Here is a 15,323-nt window from a genome sequence, read left to right on the forward strand (position 1 = left end):
AGTCCGGCAATCGATTTTTCGGTCGAGTGACTTTGAGACCCGTGCGGCCTGCCGTGCTTCCTGACGATCTCCTGTCCATAAATTCGATCCACAGGGACGTATGCGGAGCATGCGGACTAAAAATTACTATCGTTACAAAGGACATTCCCATGGCTACGGGAACAGTTAAATGGTTCAACACGACCAAGGGTTTCGGCTTCATTCAGCCTGACCAGGGCGGCACGGACATTTTCGTTCACATCTCTGCCGTTCAGCGCGCTGGCCTTGCCACGCTCAACGAAGGCCAGAAGGTCACCTACGAGATCGTGCAGGACCGCCGTTCGGGCCGTTCGTCTGCCGACAACCTCGTCGCAGCCTAAGACATTTTGCCGCCAGATGTTTCATCTGGCTTGTGCACGAATGTGACATGAAAACATTGGAGCGCCGGTCTGACCGGCGCTCTAATTTTTTGGAATCAGAGAAAATTCTCCGAGCCTGAATCAAAAAGCGGCATGTGTGTGCGAAAATGGTGATTTTCGAGTACCGGAGCGGAGCGTACTTTGGGTACGTGAGCACCGGAATGGAGAAAATTGCCATTTGCAGCCACACAGGGCGACTTTTAGAACAGGCTCTCAAGGCAGCCAGTCGAGCGCCACATGGCCCGGATGGGCCGCAACGCGCTTGAGCCAGGCCTGAACCGCCGGATATTGTTGCATGTCGAAGCCGCCCAGATGCGCCTCATGCGTATAGGCATAGAGCGCGATATCGGCGACCGTATAAGTCTCGCCCGCCAGATAGGGCGTCTTTTCAAGCTGTGTTTCCATGACGCCAAGCGCCTTGTTGCCACCGGCGAGCGTTGAGGCCAGACGTTCCGGCGTCGCATCCCGTGCCCGCTCTGGATAGATCATCAGCGCCCGGCGCACGGCCACATGGGGCTCATGGCTATATTGTTCGAAGAACAGCCATTGATAGACAAGCCCCCGCTCATAGGCGTCCTTGGGCAGAAACGGCGTTCCTTCCGCCAGATAGAGCAGCATGGCGTTCGATTCTGCCAGCAGTCGCCCGTCCTCCAGCTCCAGCAATGGCACCTTTCCGTTGGGATTTTTGGCGAGATAGTCCGGCTTGCGCGTTGAGCCATCGAGCGACGAAACCGTGACATGCCGAAAAGGCCTGCCCAGCAAGGCAAGCAGAAGGCGGGGCTTGTAGCAATTTCCTGAATCGGGTTGGGCGTAAATGGTCAGCATGAAAATCTCCTGTTTCAAAAACCATATCGACGCGCGGACTGCGTCCTGTCTAATCAGTTTCTTTGAGATATTATGTCAGCAAGACTGATCTATCCGACACTTTTCGCAACACAATTTCGAGAAAACCCGGATTCACGGGCGAAAAGTCAATCCATCTGTTGCGATTCCCGTGCCGATGCGACATAGAAAATCCGCAAAACCGCGCCGTTCCCAGTGCGGTTAACAGAGCCTGCCATCTATGGAGATCTATCATGGCATTTCTCGCCGACGCCCTTTCCCGTGTAAAGCCATCTGCGACCATCGCGGTCAGCCAGAAAGCACGCGAACTGAAAGCCAAAGGCAAGGACGTGATCGGTCTTGGTGCGGGCGAACCCGATTTCGACACGCCGGACAATATCAAGCAGGCCGCCATCGATGCGATCAATCGCGGCGAAACGAAGTACACGCCTGTGGCCGGTATTCCTGAGCTGCGCAAGGCCATCGTCGCCAAGTTCAAGCGCGAAAACGGCCTCGACTATACGCCGGATCAGGTCATCGTCGGCACCGGCGGCAAGCAGATTTTGTTCAACGCCTTCATGGCCACGCTGAACCCCGGCGATGAAGTCATCGTGCCTGCCCCTTACTGGGTCAGCTATCCGGAAATGGTTGCGATCAACGGCGGTACGCCGGTGTTCATCAACACCAAGATCGAAGACAATTTCAAGCTAACCGCTGCCGATCTGGAAAAGGCGATCACGCCGAAGACCAAGTGGCTGATCTTCAACTCGCCGTCGAACCCGACGGGCGCTGCCTATACGGAAGCCGAGCTGAAGGCGCTGACAGACGTTCTTGTGCGTCACCCGCAGGTCTGGATCCTGACCGACGACATGTATGAGCATCTGGTCTATGGCGATTTCGTCTTCACGACCCCTGCTCAGGTCGAGCCGTCGCTCTATGACCGCACGCTGACTATGAACGGCGTTTCCAAGGCCTATGCCATGACCGGCTGGCGCATCGGTTACGCCGCTGGCCCGCTGCAACTCATCAAGGCCATGGACATGGTGCAGGGTCAGCAGACTTCCGGTGCCTGCTCGATCGCCCAGTGGGCAGCGGTTGAAGCGCTGAACGGCACGCAGGACTTCATCCCGAAGAACAAGGAAATTTTCCAGGCTCGTCGCGATCTGGTCGTATCGATGCTCAATCAGGCCAAGGGCATCCAGTGCCCGACACCGGAAGGCGCATTCTACGTCTATCCGTCCTGCGCTGGCCTGATCGGCAAGAAAACCGAAGCTGGCAAGGTCATCGAAACGGACGAAGATTTTGTAACCGAACTGCTCGAAGCAGAGGGTGTTGCCGTGGTTCACGGTTCGGCCTTCGGCCTCGGACCGAACTTCCGCATTTCCTATGCAACGTCCGATGAGCTGCTCGAAGAAGCCTGCAACCGCATTCAGCGCTTCTGCGCTAGCTTGCGCTAAGCATGTGTCCCGAAAATGGGAACCGGTTTCGGGACACAGACATGCGTAAGAACAAAAGCTTCTGAATAGCGAATAACAAAGGGGCCGCAAGGCCCCTATTTCGTATCCGCACTTTCACGGAAAAACAGCACGTGGCTTCGCCCTGTCAGAACAGACAGCTGGAAGGTGATCAGCATTTGTAGTTTGTTGTGTTCAGCCGTCGCGGCCAATAACAGGCGAAAAGCCAAAAAAAAAGCCAGACAAATGTCTGGCTTTGAGTTTTGAAGGTGCCTTTGAGGCAAACCTCCAGAGGGGAACACTCAGCCCGCGCAAATGGGAGGAGGAAACGCGGCGCTGAGATGATTGTTATATGCTCCCTGCTCACCATTTTTGCAATGCAACTTTAGCGCAAAGCTGCCATGCATCCTGCGCATAGCTCGTTCAGGCACTTATTTTAAATACAATCAAATAGTTAGCTAAATCTTGCCCTCCCAATGAGCGGTTGGCCGCAAATCTGAGCGCCTATGGAACAGGCATCGATACAACCTAACTGCCTGCAAAATCAGCAAATCACCTTCCGCTGATTCCCCACAGAAGATGTCATCCAACTGTCATTGCGGCGCATCAGGACTGTCACAAAACAGGCCTAAAAGCCCCGGCAGAGCCGATGCGGGGAGAACGCATCCGGCGTGAAGCGGCCACCGGAGAAGACGGTGATCGCTGCGAACATCTCACAAGCCATGAGGGAGCGCGCCCATGCGGATCGTTCAAATCACCGACACCCATCTCAGCCCGATCAAGACACATTTCAACCCGAACTGGGAACCGCTCGTGGCGTGGATCGAGCAGCAGAAGCCTGATCTCATCATTCACACCGGCGATCTTGCCGTCGATGGCGCCGATATCGAAGCTGATCTCGAATTCTGCCGCAGTTGTTTCGAACAGCTCTCCGCGCCCGTCCTCAGCGTGCCGGGCAATCACGACATCGGCCATCTGCCGGAAAGCCACCAGCCGGTCAATGCCGAGCGCCTTGCGCGCTGGCAGCGCCATATCGGTCCAGACCGCTGGGCCAAGGACCTCGGTGACTGGCTGATCGTCGGCCTCAACAGCCTTATCATCGGCACCGGCAGCGAACAGGAAGAAGACCAGTTCCAGTGGCTGGAAAACGTTCTGGAAAACGCAGACGGCAAGCCCGTCGCCGTTTTCGCGCACAAGCCACTCTTCGTCGACGATCCGGAAGAAGGCGACAGCGGCTATTGGGGCATCCGCCCGGTGGCGCGCCAGCGTCTCTATGATCTCTTCGCGCAGTATAACGTGCAGCTTCACGCCAGCGGCCACCTGCACCGAGCATGGAAGGGCGAAGCGTTCGGCACCCGCTATGTCTGGGGACCGGCGGCGGCCTTCATCGTCGGCGCGATGGAACGCGATCTGCCGGGCGACCGTATTCTCGGCGCTGTCGTGCATGAACTTGGCGAAGCAGCTACCAGCGCCATCGTGCGCATTGATGAACTGACGCCCTACGTGATCGACGATGTGGTGCATGAGGTCTATCCGCATCATGCGGGCGACGGAGAGAAGGTCACGGAAGAGGCAAGCCAATGAGCACGCTTGCCATCCGCGATATCGGGAAGTCCTATGGCGGCAACCGCATTCTGGACGGCATCAGCATCGACGTGGCGGAGGGCGAATTCATCGCCCTCGTCGGCCCGTCTGGCTGCGGCAAGAGCACGCTTTTGCGCATTCTTGCCGGGCTCGACCATGCCGATGAAGGCAATGTCGCGCTGGCTGGCCGCGACATCACCGGCGCGCATCCCGCCGACCGCAATATCGCGATGGTCTTCCAGTCCTACGCTTTGTATCCGCATCTGACCGCCGCGCAGAACATCGCCGTGCCGCTCGCCATGCGCGACATGACGACGACCGAACGCCTGCCCGTCGTTGGACCACTGGTTCCAGGCCAGCGCGCCAAGCGCGCCGCGATCCAGAAACAGGTGAAAACCACCGCCGCCAGCCTGAAAATCGACCATCTTCTCGACCGCAAGCCCGGCCAGATGTCGGGCGGCCAACGCCAGCGCGTTGCGCTTGCCCGTGCGCTCGTGCGCCAGCCCGGCGTTTTCCTGATGGACGAGCCTTTGTCCAATCTCGATGCCAATCTGCGCGTTCATACCCGCGCCGAGATTGTGGAACTGCATCGCCGCGCCGGGGTTCCGACGATCTATGTCACCCACGATCAGGCTGAAGCGCTGAGCATGGCCGACCGTGTGGCGGTGATGATGGGCGGCAAGCTGCTGCAAATCGATACGCCCACCGCGATCTATAACGATCCGCGCCATATCGAAGTGGCGCAATTCATCGGCACCCCGCGCATCAACATTCTGGACGCCTTGGTCAGCGATCAGGGCAGTGTCCATTTCGCGGGCCGCCCGATCCTGCAAAACGTCGCCGCCTATGCGGGCACAACGATCCGTGTCGGCATCCGCCCGGAACATTTCCGTCTGCACCCGCATGACAAGACCGGCATTAGCGGAACCGTCTCGCGCATCGAATTCCTCGGCTCCGAAGTGCTGGTTTACCTGAAAGCGCCCGGCTCCGCGCAGGAGCTGATCGTGAAGCTCGACCCCGTCAAGGCCGATCAGATTGCACCCGGTCTGCCTGTTGGCCTGCATTTCGATGCGGAAAACGCCTATCTTTTCGGCGATGACGGCGCGCGCCTGCGCCAGCCTGCCGGAAATGTGGTGACCACCGCACCGGCGGAAAAGGCTACGGCTCATGTCTGATCTCGCTCTTGCCCGGCCCGGCGCGGTCAGCGCCCGCACTGCCGCCGAAAATGCGCGGCGGCGCGAGGAGCGACTGGCCTGGAAACTCGCCTCCCCCGCCATTCTCCTGACAGTACTGCTGATCCTGCTGCCGACCGCAGCAGTCTTGTTCTGGAGCTTCACCAATTACGAACTCGGCTATGCCGGTTTCGAATTCATCGGCCTCGACAATTATGTCGAACTGTTTAGCGACCGCACTTTTCTCATCTCTTTGAAGAACACGGCGATCTATACGGCCATTGTCGCACCGGCCTCGGTGTTTCTCGGCCTCGGCGTCGCGCTTCTCATCGAAGGCGAAGTGCGCGGAAAGTCTTTCTTCCGCACTGTCTATTTTCTGCCTGTTGCCTCGCTTCTCGTCGCCATGGCGACCGTCTGGCAATATCTGCTGCATCCGACCCTTGGCCCCGTGAACACCCTTCTCGGCATGGTCGGCATTACCGGCCCCAACTGGCTCGGCTCCAGCGATACGGCGCTATTCAGCCTTGCGCTGATCGGCGTCTGGCAGAGCGTCGGCTTCAACATGGTGCTGTTTCTGGCCGGGTTGACTGCCATTCCGCGCGAACTCTATTCCGCCGCCGAAGTGGACGGCGTGAAAAGCAGCTGGGAGCGCTTTCGTCTCGTCACATGGCCGCTGCTCGGCCCCACGACGCTCTTCGTGACGACAATCAGCATCATCAATGCGGTCAAGGTGTTCGAAACCGTCAAGACGCTCACCGAAGGCGGGCCAAACAAGGCCACCGAAGTCCTGCTCTGGAGCATCTATCAGGAAGGTTTTGTGTTCCTGCGCGTCGGTTACGCCTCGGCCATGACCGTGATTTTCCTCGCCGTGCTGATCGTCCTGATGCTGCTCCAGTTCCGTGTGCTGGACCGCCGCACGCATTATTGAGGAAACGGATATGTCATTCGCCCGCTCGTTTCGCCTCGGCCTTCTCTCGTTCGGCGCGCTGCTTTTCCTCGCGCCATACATCTTCATGCTGTCCACCGCAGCCAAGTCGCAGCAGGACATTTTCTCGTCGTCGCTCTCGCTGATCCCGCAGAACTGGGCGCTTTGGGACAATGTCGCCAAAGCCCTCACCCGCGTACCCATGGGGCTGCTGCTCTTCAACGGCGTTGTGGTCTGTGGACTGGTGCTGGTGGTGCAGGTGGTGATCGCCATTCCATGCGCCTATGCCATGGCGAAACTCAACTTTCGCGGCCAGCGCACCATGATGGTTCTCGTCATGCTGGGCCTGCTCGTCCCGATCCACGCCACAGCGCTGCCCTTCTATGTCGGCTTCAACCAGCTTGGCGTGCTGAACAGCTATTTTGCGCTCAGCGCACCGTTCTTCATCTCGGTATTCGGCATATTCCTGTTCCTGCAATTCTTCCGCGCCATGCCCGACGATCTCATCAGCGCGGCACGCCTCGACGGCATGTCGGAAGCGGGCATCGTCATGCGCGTGATCGTGCCGAATGCCTGGCCCGCGATAACCGCATTCTCGATCTTCTCGGTTGTTGCGCACTGGAACGATCTGTTCTGGCCGCTGATCGTCGTCAACGGCATGGAACGCGCCACGCCGCCGCTCGGCCTGCTCTATTTCCGCGCTGCCGAAGCCGGTGACGACTACGGCGCGCTGATGGCGGCAACGCTCATCATCACCTTGCCTTTGCTGCTGGCCTTTCTCGCCGCCCAGCGCCGCTTCATCGAGGGCATCACCCTGACCGGCCTCAAAGGCTGACCTCTTTCGCCTATCTCACATACAGGAGTTATCCATGAAACGCCTCGCAAGCACTTTTGCCGCTCTGGCCATCGCAACCGGCCTCGGCTCGCCCGCTTTCGCAGACACCACGCTCAATGTGCATTATCCGATGCCCGGCTTCTTCAAGGATGTCATGGCCGACATCTCGAAAAAATTCATGGAAGAAAATCCGGACATCAAGATCAACTTCGTCAGCCCTTCCGCCACCTATGAAGAAGGCATCCAGACGATCATGCGTCAGGCTGGCACGTCGGAAATGCCGGATATCACCTTCACCGGTCTCAATCGCCTGCGCGTTCTGGCCGAACGCAATATCGGCGTCGACATGAAGCCGCTGGTCGAGAAGGAAAAGGATATGGAAGCGCAGGGCTTCACCGATCATATCCTCAGTCTCGCCCGCGTCGGCGACCGCCAGGTCGGCCTTGCTTTCGCGACCTCCAACCCTATCATGTACTACAATGCCGATCTGGTGCGCGCTGCCGGTGGCAACCCCGACACGCCGCCCACCACCTGGGACGAAGTGATCGCGCTCGGCGGCAAGATCAAGGCGCTCGGCAACGGCAATGAAGGCATCGACTTCCGCTGGCAGGGCGATGACTGGATGTTCTCCGCTCTTCTATTCGGCGCAGGCGGCACCATGCTGACCGAAGACGAGAAGAAGGTCGCCTTCGACGGACCCGAAGGCCTTGCTGCGCTGAAGCTCGTTGACCGCATGGTCAAGGAAGGCGGCATGCCGGTTCTGACCAAGGCTGCGGGCGAACAGGCCTTTGCCGCTGGCAAGGTGGGCTTTGCCTTCCAGACCACCGGCGCACTGCGCAACACGATCAAGAATGTCGGCGACAAGTTTGATCTGCGCACCGCAAAGATCCCGCTCATCAACCCGGAAAAGGGTCGTCTGCCGACCGGTGGCAACGCGGTCGTAATCCTCACCGAAGACCAGTCCAAGGTCGATGCCGCCTGGAAATTCGCCAAGTTCGCCGCCGGTCCTTACGGCGCTTCGGTCGTGGTTCCGGGCACCGGCTACGTGCCGAACAACGATCTCGCCGCCAAGTCGGATGAATATCTCGGCAAGTTCTACGAAGAAAACCCGCTCTTCAAGGCCGGTCTCAGCCAGATGTCGATCATGGTGCCGTGGTATGCCTTCCCCGGCTCCAACGGCGTGAAGGTAACGCAGACCATCGTGGACGGTCTCTCCCGTCTGGTCGAACAGTCCGCCACCCCGGAAGACGTCCTCGCCGACACCGCCAAGGACGTGCAGCGTCTCCTGCCGCGCCAGTAACAGGCAAACGGGCGCTCCGCGTCAACGCACGCCCTCATCCTGAGGTGCGGAGCGGAGCGAAGCCTCATACTGAGCCCGTTGAAGGATCGAAGGGGGAGGTCCAGTCTAGGCTCCCTCGCCCTTCGAGACGCCGCCTTCGGCGGCTCCTCAGGATGAGGGAGCGCGGGCGGCGGTGTCAGCCCTGCCTTAATAGCTGGCCAGCACATCAGCAGCCACACCAAAAACAAAAGGCCGCGTTGGTTGCTCCAACGCGGCCTTTTGCATTCATATGGATGAGATCAATAGGTCCAGTTGCGCGCCTTGGAGAACAGGAAATCCCTGAACGCGTGCAGCTTGGCGGAATTCTTCAATGCTTCCGGGTAGCAGAAGAATGTATCGAAGGACGGGATTTCCTCCAGTTCCGGCACGAGTTGCACCAGACCGGATTCCTTGTCGGCCATATAATCCGGCAGTACGGCGATGCCGACGCCCCGTTGTACGGCGCGGCGCACCGACAGAAGATTATTGACCTGCAAGGCCGGGATGCGCGTGCTGCCATCGGTGCGGCCTGCCACTTCCAGCCAGTTCAGGCCGGTCAGATAGCTCGGAGCCGGTTCGCCAAATGTCACGATGCGATGCTGGTCGATCTCATCGATCGAGTTCAGCTTGCCGTATTTCGAGACATAGCCCGCCGAAGCGTAAAGGTGCATATGCACTGTAAACAGGCGGCGCTGGATGAGGTCCGGCTGCTGCGGCTGACGCAGACGCAAGGCGCAGTCCGCATGGCGCATCGTCAGGTCCAGCTCTTCATTGTCGAGAATGAGCTGGAGCTGGATATCCGGATAAAGCTCAACGAATTCCTGAATACGCTCAATCAGCCAGCCGGAGCCGAGCCCCACCGTCGTGGTGACACGCAGACGACCCGTCGGCTTTTCCTTGCTCTCGGCCAGTTTGGAGCGAACATTTTCCAGCTTCATCAACACGTCATGCGCCGTGCGATAAAGCGTTTCGCCCTGTTCCGTCAAAATCAGCCCGCGCGCGTGGCGGTGGAACAGCGGCACGCCGACATCCTGTTCCAGCGCACTGACCTGACGCGAAATGGCCGATTGCGACAAATGCAATGTCTGCGCGGCATGGGTGAACGACCCTGCTTCTGCCGCAGCATGAAAAATGCGCAGTTTATCCCAGTCGAGCGGTGCGACCACGATTTCCCCCTCGTTACTCCGCTGCTTCGTGCAGCGGTTCCTGTGCGGCCAGCCAGCGCTCGGCTTCGAGCGCTGCCATGCAGCCCATACCGGCGGCGGTCACGGCCTGCCGGTAAATATCGTCGGTGACGTCGCCAGCGGCATAAATGCCCGGAACATCCGTGGCGGTGGAATCGGGCACCGTCCACAGATAGCCGTTCGGCTTCTGCTTCAGCTTGCCTTCGAACAGCGACACGGCAGGCGCATGACCGATGGCGACAAAGACGCCATGCGTATCGACTTCCGTGGTCTCACCCGTCACGACATTCTTCAGCCGCACACCGGTAACGGTCGCGCCCATCGGAGGCTTGGCCTCCGTGCCAAGAATTTCGTCAATCACGCTGTTCCAGACCACACTGACATTGGCGCGCGACAGGAGACGATCCTGCATGATCTTTTCGGCGCGGAAACCGTCGCGGCGATGCACCACGGTCACGCTCTTGGCGATATGCGACAGGTAAAGCGCTTCTTCGACAGCCGTATTGCCGCCGCCGACCACAACCACGTCCTTGCCGCGATAGAAGAACCCATCGCACGTCGCGCAAGCCGAAACGCCACCGCCCATGAAGGTCTGTTCGCTGTCGAGGCCAAGCCACTTGGCCTGCGCGCCGGTCGCGATGATCAGCGCGTCACAGGTATAGACCGCGCCGGAATCGGCCTTCAGGCGGAACGGGCGCACCGTGGTTTCAACCTCGGTTATGATGTCGTGCACGATTTCCGCGCCGACATGTTCTGCCTGCTTGGCCATCTGTTCCATCATCCACGGGCCCTGCACCGGCTCGGCATAGCCCGGATAATTTTCCACATCGGTGGTAATCATCAGCTGACCGCCCTGCTGCAGACCGGCAATGACGATAGGCTTCAACATGGCGCGCGCTGCGTAAATCGCGGCGGTATAACCAGCAGGACCTGAGCCGATAACAATAACGGGCGCATGACGCTGTGACATGAGGTTCCTCTCCGGTCCTAAAATCGATTTAAAGCAGCGGGTGCACGACTGACCGGAATCGCCTGCGCACCCGGCCTAACTGTGCCCTGATATTATGGCCAAGGTAGGTCTGCCCTTTTCCGTTTGCAAGGTTTGACGGGCATTTGCTGCGCTTTAGCCACAGCTTGTGACAGTTAGGCGATAGGAAGCGCCTCCCCGCATTGCGACCGGGTCGATCTCGCGTTAAACAGACAGGAAAAACAACGCTCAACTGTCCGCCAATCGCCCCACAAACGGCCGGAGACGACCGCCATCTATAAGACTGTCGCCAACATATGCGCGCGCTTCGGCCTCATCATGGCGGCCGCCATGCTTTTGCCCGCCGCAATCGACTTGCGCGACGGCAGCGACGACTGGCTGATTTTCCTGCGTTCGGCAGCAACGACGGGCGCGCTTTCCGCGCTCATCCTTTTTGCGACGCAGAACCAGTCTGTGCGTTTCACGCCCCGCCTCGGTTTTCTGCTCACGGTCTGCATCTGGCTGACCGCAGCTTTCCTCGGCTCGATACCGCTTTATTTCTCGCATCTGCCGATCAGCTATGCCACCGCTTTTTTCGAAGCCATGTCCGGCGTGACCTCCACTGGCGCAACGGCGCTGACCGGCCTGGATAATATGCAGCGCGGCATTCTGCTCTGGCGGTCGCTGCTCTGCTGGATCGGTGGTATCGGCTTCATCGGCCTGGCGCTTCTGATGCTGCCGTCGCTGCGCGCCGGTGGCCTTGCGCTCTTTCACATGGAAAATTCCGACAAGTCAGAAAAAATCCTGCCGCGCATGAACCAGATCGCGCTTGGCATTATTCTCGCCTATCTGAGCCTGACGGCTGCCTGCATCATCAGCTATTTCATGGTTGGGATGAGCGTGTTCGACGCCATCAATCATGGCCTGACGACGGTAGCCACGGCTGGCTTTTCCACGCATGACAACTCGCTCGGTTTCTACCACGGCAACCGCCTTCTGCTGGTTGTCGCGACGGTGTTCATGATTCTCTCGGCCCTGCCCTTCGTGCTCTACATCAAGGCTTTCATGCCCAAGCGGCTGGAATCGCTGGCAGATCCGCAGGTCAAACTGTTCTTCAGCATCGTCATCGGCTTCAGCTTCATCCTCGCCGTCGTCTTGCGGCTTGGTCTGGACGTGCCTTTTGGCGACGCGCTGATTTCGGCCTCGTTCCATTTCGTGTCCGTCATCACGACCACCGGCTATGCGACCGAAGACTATTCGCTCTGGGGGCCACCCGCTCTCGGCATTTTCTTCCTCGCCTCGTTTCTGGGAAGCTGCGCGGGCTCCACGTCGGGCGGTATCAAGATGAACCGCCTCATCATCCTGTGGAGCCTGACACAAGCGAGCCTGTCGCGCCTCATCGTGCCGCATGCCGTCACCAAGATGCGCTATGGCTCATCGGAAATCTCGGGCGAAATCGCCCAGAACGTGCTGCTCTATCTCTTCCTCTATTGCGCATCGCTGGTGATCGGCGCGGTGCTGCTGGCGTCACTCGGCCTCGACTTCGTATCGGCCTTCACCGGCGCACTGACCGCCCTGTCCAATATTGGCCCCGGCCTTGGTGAAACAATCGGTCCGGTTGGCAATTTTTCCACCATCCAGGACCCGGCTCTCTGGGTGCTGTCCTTCCTGATGCTGGCAGGACGACTGGAGCTTGTGACGGTATATATCCTGTTCACACGCGCTTTTTGGGTGCGTTGACAGAGCTTTAGACGGTTTACACGCCACGGATTCATTTGATATTAGCATGATTAGATTGCGCCATGACGGCGTCACATATTCTATAATTACCCTTGAATGAAATTTCCTTGCGCGCGGAGTCATGCATGCCGATCAAGGCCGATCTGGACGAAATCGATTGGAAAATCCTGCGGGAGCTCCAGAACAACGGGCGCATCACCAATGTCGAGCTGGCCGAACGGGTCGGCATTTCGGCACCTCCCTGCCTTCGCCGGGTCCGTAAACTCGAGGAAAGCGGCGTCATTCGGGGCTATCGCGCCATTCTCAACGGCAATGCGCTGGGTCAGGATCTGGTCGCATTCTGTTCGGTCGGTCTGCACCGTCAGGCTGATGCCGATCTGAAGGCTTTTGCGGAGAAAACCAAGCAGTGGCCGCTGGTACGCCGCGCATGGATGGTTTCGGGCGAGTCCGACTTCCTGCTTCATTGCGTTGCACGTGATCTGAACACGTTCCAGACCTTCGTGATCGAGGAACTAACCGCAGCACCAAATGTGGACTCCGTCCGCACCGCGCTGACCATTCGTCCGGTCAAGGACGAACCGCTGATGATTCTCTGAACACCACGGCCCTTAAAGCGCGTCGCGTTTATCCCACCCATACGACGCGCTTTATCTATTTGTTTCTACGCATGTCGGTACCGGAAAACCGGTTCCCACTTTTCCGCGACATGCTTTAGTGTCTGAATCAAAAAGCGGCAGGCCGTGGCGAAAATGGTGATTTCGAGAACCGGAGCGCAACGTACATTTGGGTACGTGAGCACCGGAAGCGCAGAAATCGCCATTTGTAGACCGGCATGGCGACTTTTGGATCAGACACGCCCGGCGAATACGCGCTCATAGACACAGCTGATCGCAGCGGCTTCCTTTTCGAGCGGGAAATTGGCGCGCATATGCGCAAGAGCGGTTTCGCCGTCACGCTCGGCCTTGGCCGGGTCTGCGAGATAAGGCTCAATGGCCTTGCGCAAGGCTTCGCCATCTCCAGCGGGCACGAAACTGCCGGTTTCGTCGACGATCATTTCGGCATAGGCCCCGGCATCGCTTGCCACTACAGCGGTCTTCGACGCCATGGCTTCCAGCGGCGTCAGGCCAAATCCCTCATTGCGCGACGGCGCAACATAAAGCGTCAGGCGGCGATACCAGACCCGAATATCGGGAACTTCACCGAGAATGAGAATACGGTCCTGCAAACCGGCGGCGGCAATCTTCGCCTTGAGGCCATCCTCGAAGGATTGATGCTCAGCGGTCGTCCGTCCGGTGATGATCGCCGTCCATTCAGGATATTTCGGCAAAAGCGCAATCATCGCATCGACGAAGAGATCGGTGCCCTTGGAATGCCGCACGCGCCCGAAACAACCGACAGCATATTTGCCCGGAAGACCAGAGGCGGCAAACATGTCTTCCTCACCAACCGGGGGATGAAAGCGTTCCAGATCGACGCCATGCATGATGACCTCATGCGGCACTTCCAGAAAACTGCCCGAGCGCCCGCTGGTGGCGATGACCGCATTCATGCGGCGGATGAGCCATTTGGTGAAAGGCTTGTGGTTGCGCTGGGCAGCCGAGGTGAACACCAGCCGCAGCTTCATGCGCAAGACATCGCGCATGAAAATACCGGCAAGCATTTCGATATTACGCCGCGCATGCCAGATCCGGAAGCGGCGGTTTTTCGGTGCTGACCAGAAGGACAAAAGCGCGCCCCAGCCCAAATGCGGCAGGCTTTCCGGCAAACCCGGTCCCATTGTGGCAATGTTCAGCCCCTTCGCACGTTGCAAAGGAATGAGCTGCACAATCGTCGAGGTCACGCCGGAAAGGCGCTGCTTGAAGTTGGGAGCTACAACCTCGACGCTCTCAACCGGAACCGGATTTGAATGGGGCACGGTGATCAGATGAACTTCAGTGTCACGATCTCGTAGGAACGCGAGCCGCCCGGTGCATTGACCTCGATCGTATCGCCTTCGGTCTTGCCAATCATGGCGCGCGCGATTGGCGACGAGATCGAAATGCGGCCTTCCTTCACGTCAGCTTCCTGGTCGCCAACGATCTGGTAGATTTTCTCGTCTTCGGTGTCTTCGTCGATCAGCGTGACCGTCGCGCCGAATTTGATTCGGTCGCCGCTCAGCTTGGTAACGTCGATCACTTCGGCGCGCGCAACGACATCTTCCAGTTCGTTGATGCGGCCTTCGTTGAGGCTCTGGGCTTCCTTGGCCGCGTGATATTCGGCGTTTTCCGACAGATCGCCATGGGCACGCGCTTCAGCGATAGCCTCGATGATCCGAGGACGCTCGTTTTGCTGACGCCAGCGGAGCTCTTCCTTGAGCTTTTCGAAACCGCGAGGGGTCATAGGGAACTTTTCCATACCCAGTCCTTTCCTTCGCCCGGCGCCCGTCTCTTCCCAAGAACTGAACGCGCCGGCAGTTTGGTTGCCCGCCGCACCCTGCCTGCACAACCGCGCTGCAAGGTGCCCTTCCGGGAGCTGCAACACCCCCCGATACACAAAAAGAAAACGGTCACCGAAACACCCGTTTCGGAACCGTTCAAACGACTAATTCGCCGAACTATAGCATTTCTGGCGATCTTTTCACGCGGAAAAAATCGAACCCTGTCAAATCTCCAGACAAGAAGCCAGCTCAGAGCCTGAATCAAAAAGCGGCATGTGTGTGCGAAAATGGTGATTTTCGAGTACCGGAGCGGAGCGTACTTAAGGTACGTGAGCACCGGAATGGAGAAAATTGCCATTTGCAGCCACACAGGGCGACTTTTGGAACAGGCTCTTAAAGACGCATCTGCACCATTGTCGCAGAATACAGACGCCGCTTGCCGCGAGGCCCGGCTATTGCCTATAGGACAGACAATTTCCGGCGATCCTATGGGGCCGGACCTTCTTCT

Annotated in this window: 14 protein-coding genes; 9 read left to right on the top strand and 5 right to left on the bottom strand. The window is 58.6% G+C overall.

What is annotated here, in order from left to right; all coding sequences use genetic code 11:
- The first annotated feature begins 149 nt into the window (after positions 1–149).
- Positions 150–359, top strand: coding sequence for a cold-shock protein (locus FIC94_RS05440; RefSeq protein ID WP_109369461.1), 210 nt, complete (start codon positions 150–152; stop codon positions 357–359).
- Between the two features lie 252 nt (positions 360–611).
- Here the strand turns inward: FIC94_RS05440 and FIC94_RS05450 are convergent, their stop codons facing one another.
- Complete coding sequence (locus FIC94_RS05450) at positions 612–1,223, bottom strand: glutathione S-transferase family protein (protein ID WP_121536464.1); 612 nt, start codon at positions 1,221–1,223, stop codon at positions 612–614.
- Between the two features lie 251 nt (positions 1,224–1,474).
- Between FIC94_RS05450 and FIC94_RS05455 the strand changes: the two genes are divergently transcribed.
- From FIC94_RS05455 to FIC94_RS05480, 6 genes are all read left to right on the top strand, one after another.
- A complete protein-coding gene (locus FIC94_RS05455) occupies positions 1,475–2,677 on the top strand; it encodes a pyridoxal phosphate-dependent aminotransferase (RefSeq protein WP_140024204.1) in 1,203 nt (400 codons plus the stop codon).
- Positions 2,678–3,412: 735 nt separating this feature from the next.
- The gene (locus tag FIC94_RS05460) at positions 3,413–4,258 is read left to right on the top strand and encodes a metallophosphoesterase family protein (RefSeq protein WP_140024205.1); all 846 of its coding nucleotides are present in this window, start codon (positions 3,413–3,415) and stop codon (positions 4,256–4,258) included.
- The gene (locus FIC94_RS05465; RefSeq protein WP_140024206.1) at positions 4,255–5,433 is read left to right on the top strand and encodes an ABC transporter ATP-binding protein; all 1,179 of its coding nucleotides are present in this window, start codon (positions 4,255–4,257) and stop codon (positions 5,431–5,433) included. Before FIC94_RS05460 ends, FIC94_RS05465 begins: the two co-directional genes overlap by 4 nt.
- Positions 5,426–6,358: a carbohydrate ABC transporter permease gene (locus tag FIC94_RS05470; protein ID WP_109369466.1), complete on the top strand. Its 933-nt coding sequence runs from the start codon at positions 5,426–5,428 to the stop codon at positions 6,356–6,358. Before FIC94_RS05465 ends, FIC94_RS05470 begins: the two co-directional genes overlap by 8 nt.
- A 10-nt stretch (positions 6,359–6,368) precedes the next feature.
- Positions 6,369–7,190 (top strand): carbohydrate ABC transporter permease, encoded by an 822-nt coding sequence (locus FIC94_RS05475; protein ID WP_140024207.1) that lies wholly within the window; start codon positions 6,369–6,371, stop codon positions 7,188–7,190.
- Between the two features lie 34 nt (positions 7,191–7,224).
- Positions 7,225–8,490 carry an ABC transporter substrate-binding protein gene (locus FIC94_RS05480; RefSeq protein WP_140024208.1) on the top strand — a complete coding sequence of 422 codons (1,266 nt, stop codon included), beginning with the start codon at positions 7,225–7,227 and terminating at the stop codon, positions 8,488–8,490.
- A gap of 278 nt (positions 8,491–8,768) precedes the next feature.
- On the opposite strand, the gene FIC94_RS05485 is transcribed toward FIC94_RS05480, so the two are convergent.
- Positions 8,769–9,674: a LysR family transcriptional regulator gene (locus tag FIC94_RS05485; RefSeq protein ID WP_109369469.1), complete on the bottom strand. Its 906-nt coding sequence runs from the start codon at positions 9,672–9,674 to the stop codon at positions 8,769–8,771.
- 13 nt (positions 9,675–9,687) lie between these two features.
- Positions 9,688–10,662, bottom strand: a complete 975-nt coding sequence (gene trxB, locus FIC94_RS05490) for a thioredoxin-disulfide reductase (protein ID WP_140024209.1) — start codon at positions 10,660–10,662, stop codon at positions 9,688–9,690.
- Positions 10,663–10,998: 336 nt separating this feature from the next.
- Here trxB and FIC94_RS05495 point away from each other — a divergent pair, with 336 nt between their 5' ends.
- Together FIC94_RS05495 and FIC94_RS05500 are read left to right on the top strand one after the other, a co-directional pair.
- Positions 10,999–12,399, top strand: a complete 1,401-nt coding sequence (locus FIC94_RS05495) for a TrkH family potassium uptake protein (RefSeq protein ID WP_109369471.1) — start codon at positions 10,999–11,001, stop codon at positions 12,397–12,399.
- 125 nt (positions 12,400–12,524) lie between these two features.
- Positions 12,525–12,995, top strand: a complete 471-nt coding sequence (locus FIC94_RS05500) for an Lrp/AsnC family transcriptional regulator (RefSeq protein WP_095447076.1) — start codon at positions 12,525–12,527, stop codon at positions 12,993–12,995.
- 251 nt (positions 12,996–13,246) lie between these two features.
- On the opposite strand, the gene FIC94_RS05505 is transcribed toward FIC94_RS05500, so the two are convergent.
- Together FIC94_RS05505 and greA are read right to left on the bottom strand one after the other, a co-directional pair.
- Positions 13,247–14,314 carry a glycosyltransferase family 4 protein gene (locus FIC94_RS05505; RefSeq protein ID WP_140024210.1) on the bottom strand — a complete coding sequence of 356 codons (1,068 nt, stop codon included), beginning with the start codon at positions 14,312–14,314 and terminating at the stop codon, positions 13,247–13,249.
- A gap of 5 nt (positions 14,315–14,319) precedes the next feature.
- Entirely contained in the window at positions 14,320–14,793 is a 474-nt protein-coding gene (greA, locus tag FIC94_RS05510; protein WP_109369473.1) for a transcription elongation factor GreA, read from the bottom strand.
- Positions 14,794–15,323: the final 530 nt, after the last annotated feature.

Source organism: Ochrobactrum teleogrylli (assembly GCF_006376685.1).
GTDB classification, from domain to species: domain Bacteria; phylum Pseudomonadota; class Alphaproteobacteria; order Rhizobiales; family Rhizobiaceae; genus Brucella; species Brucella teleogrylli.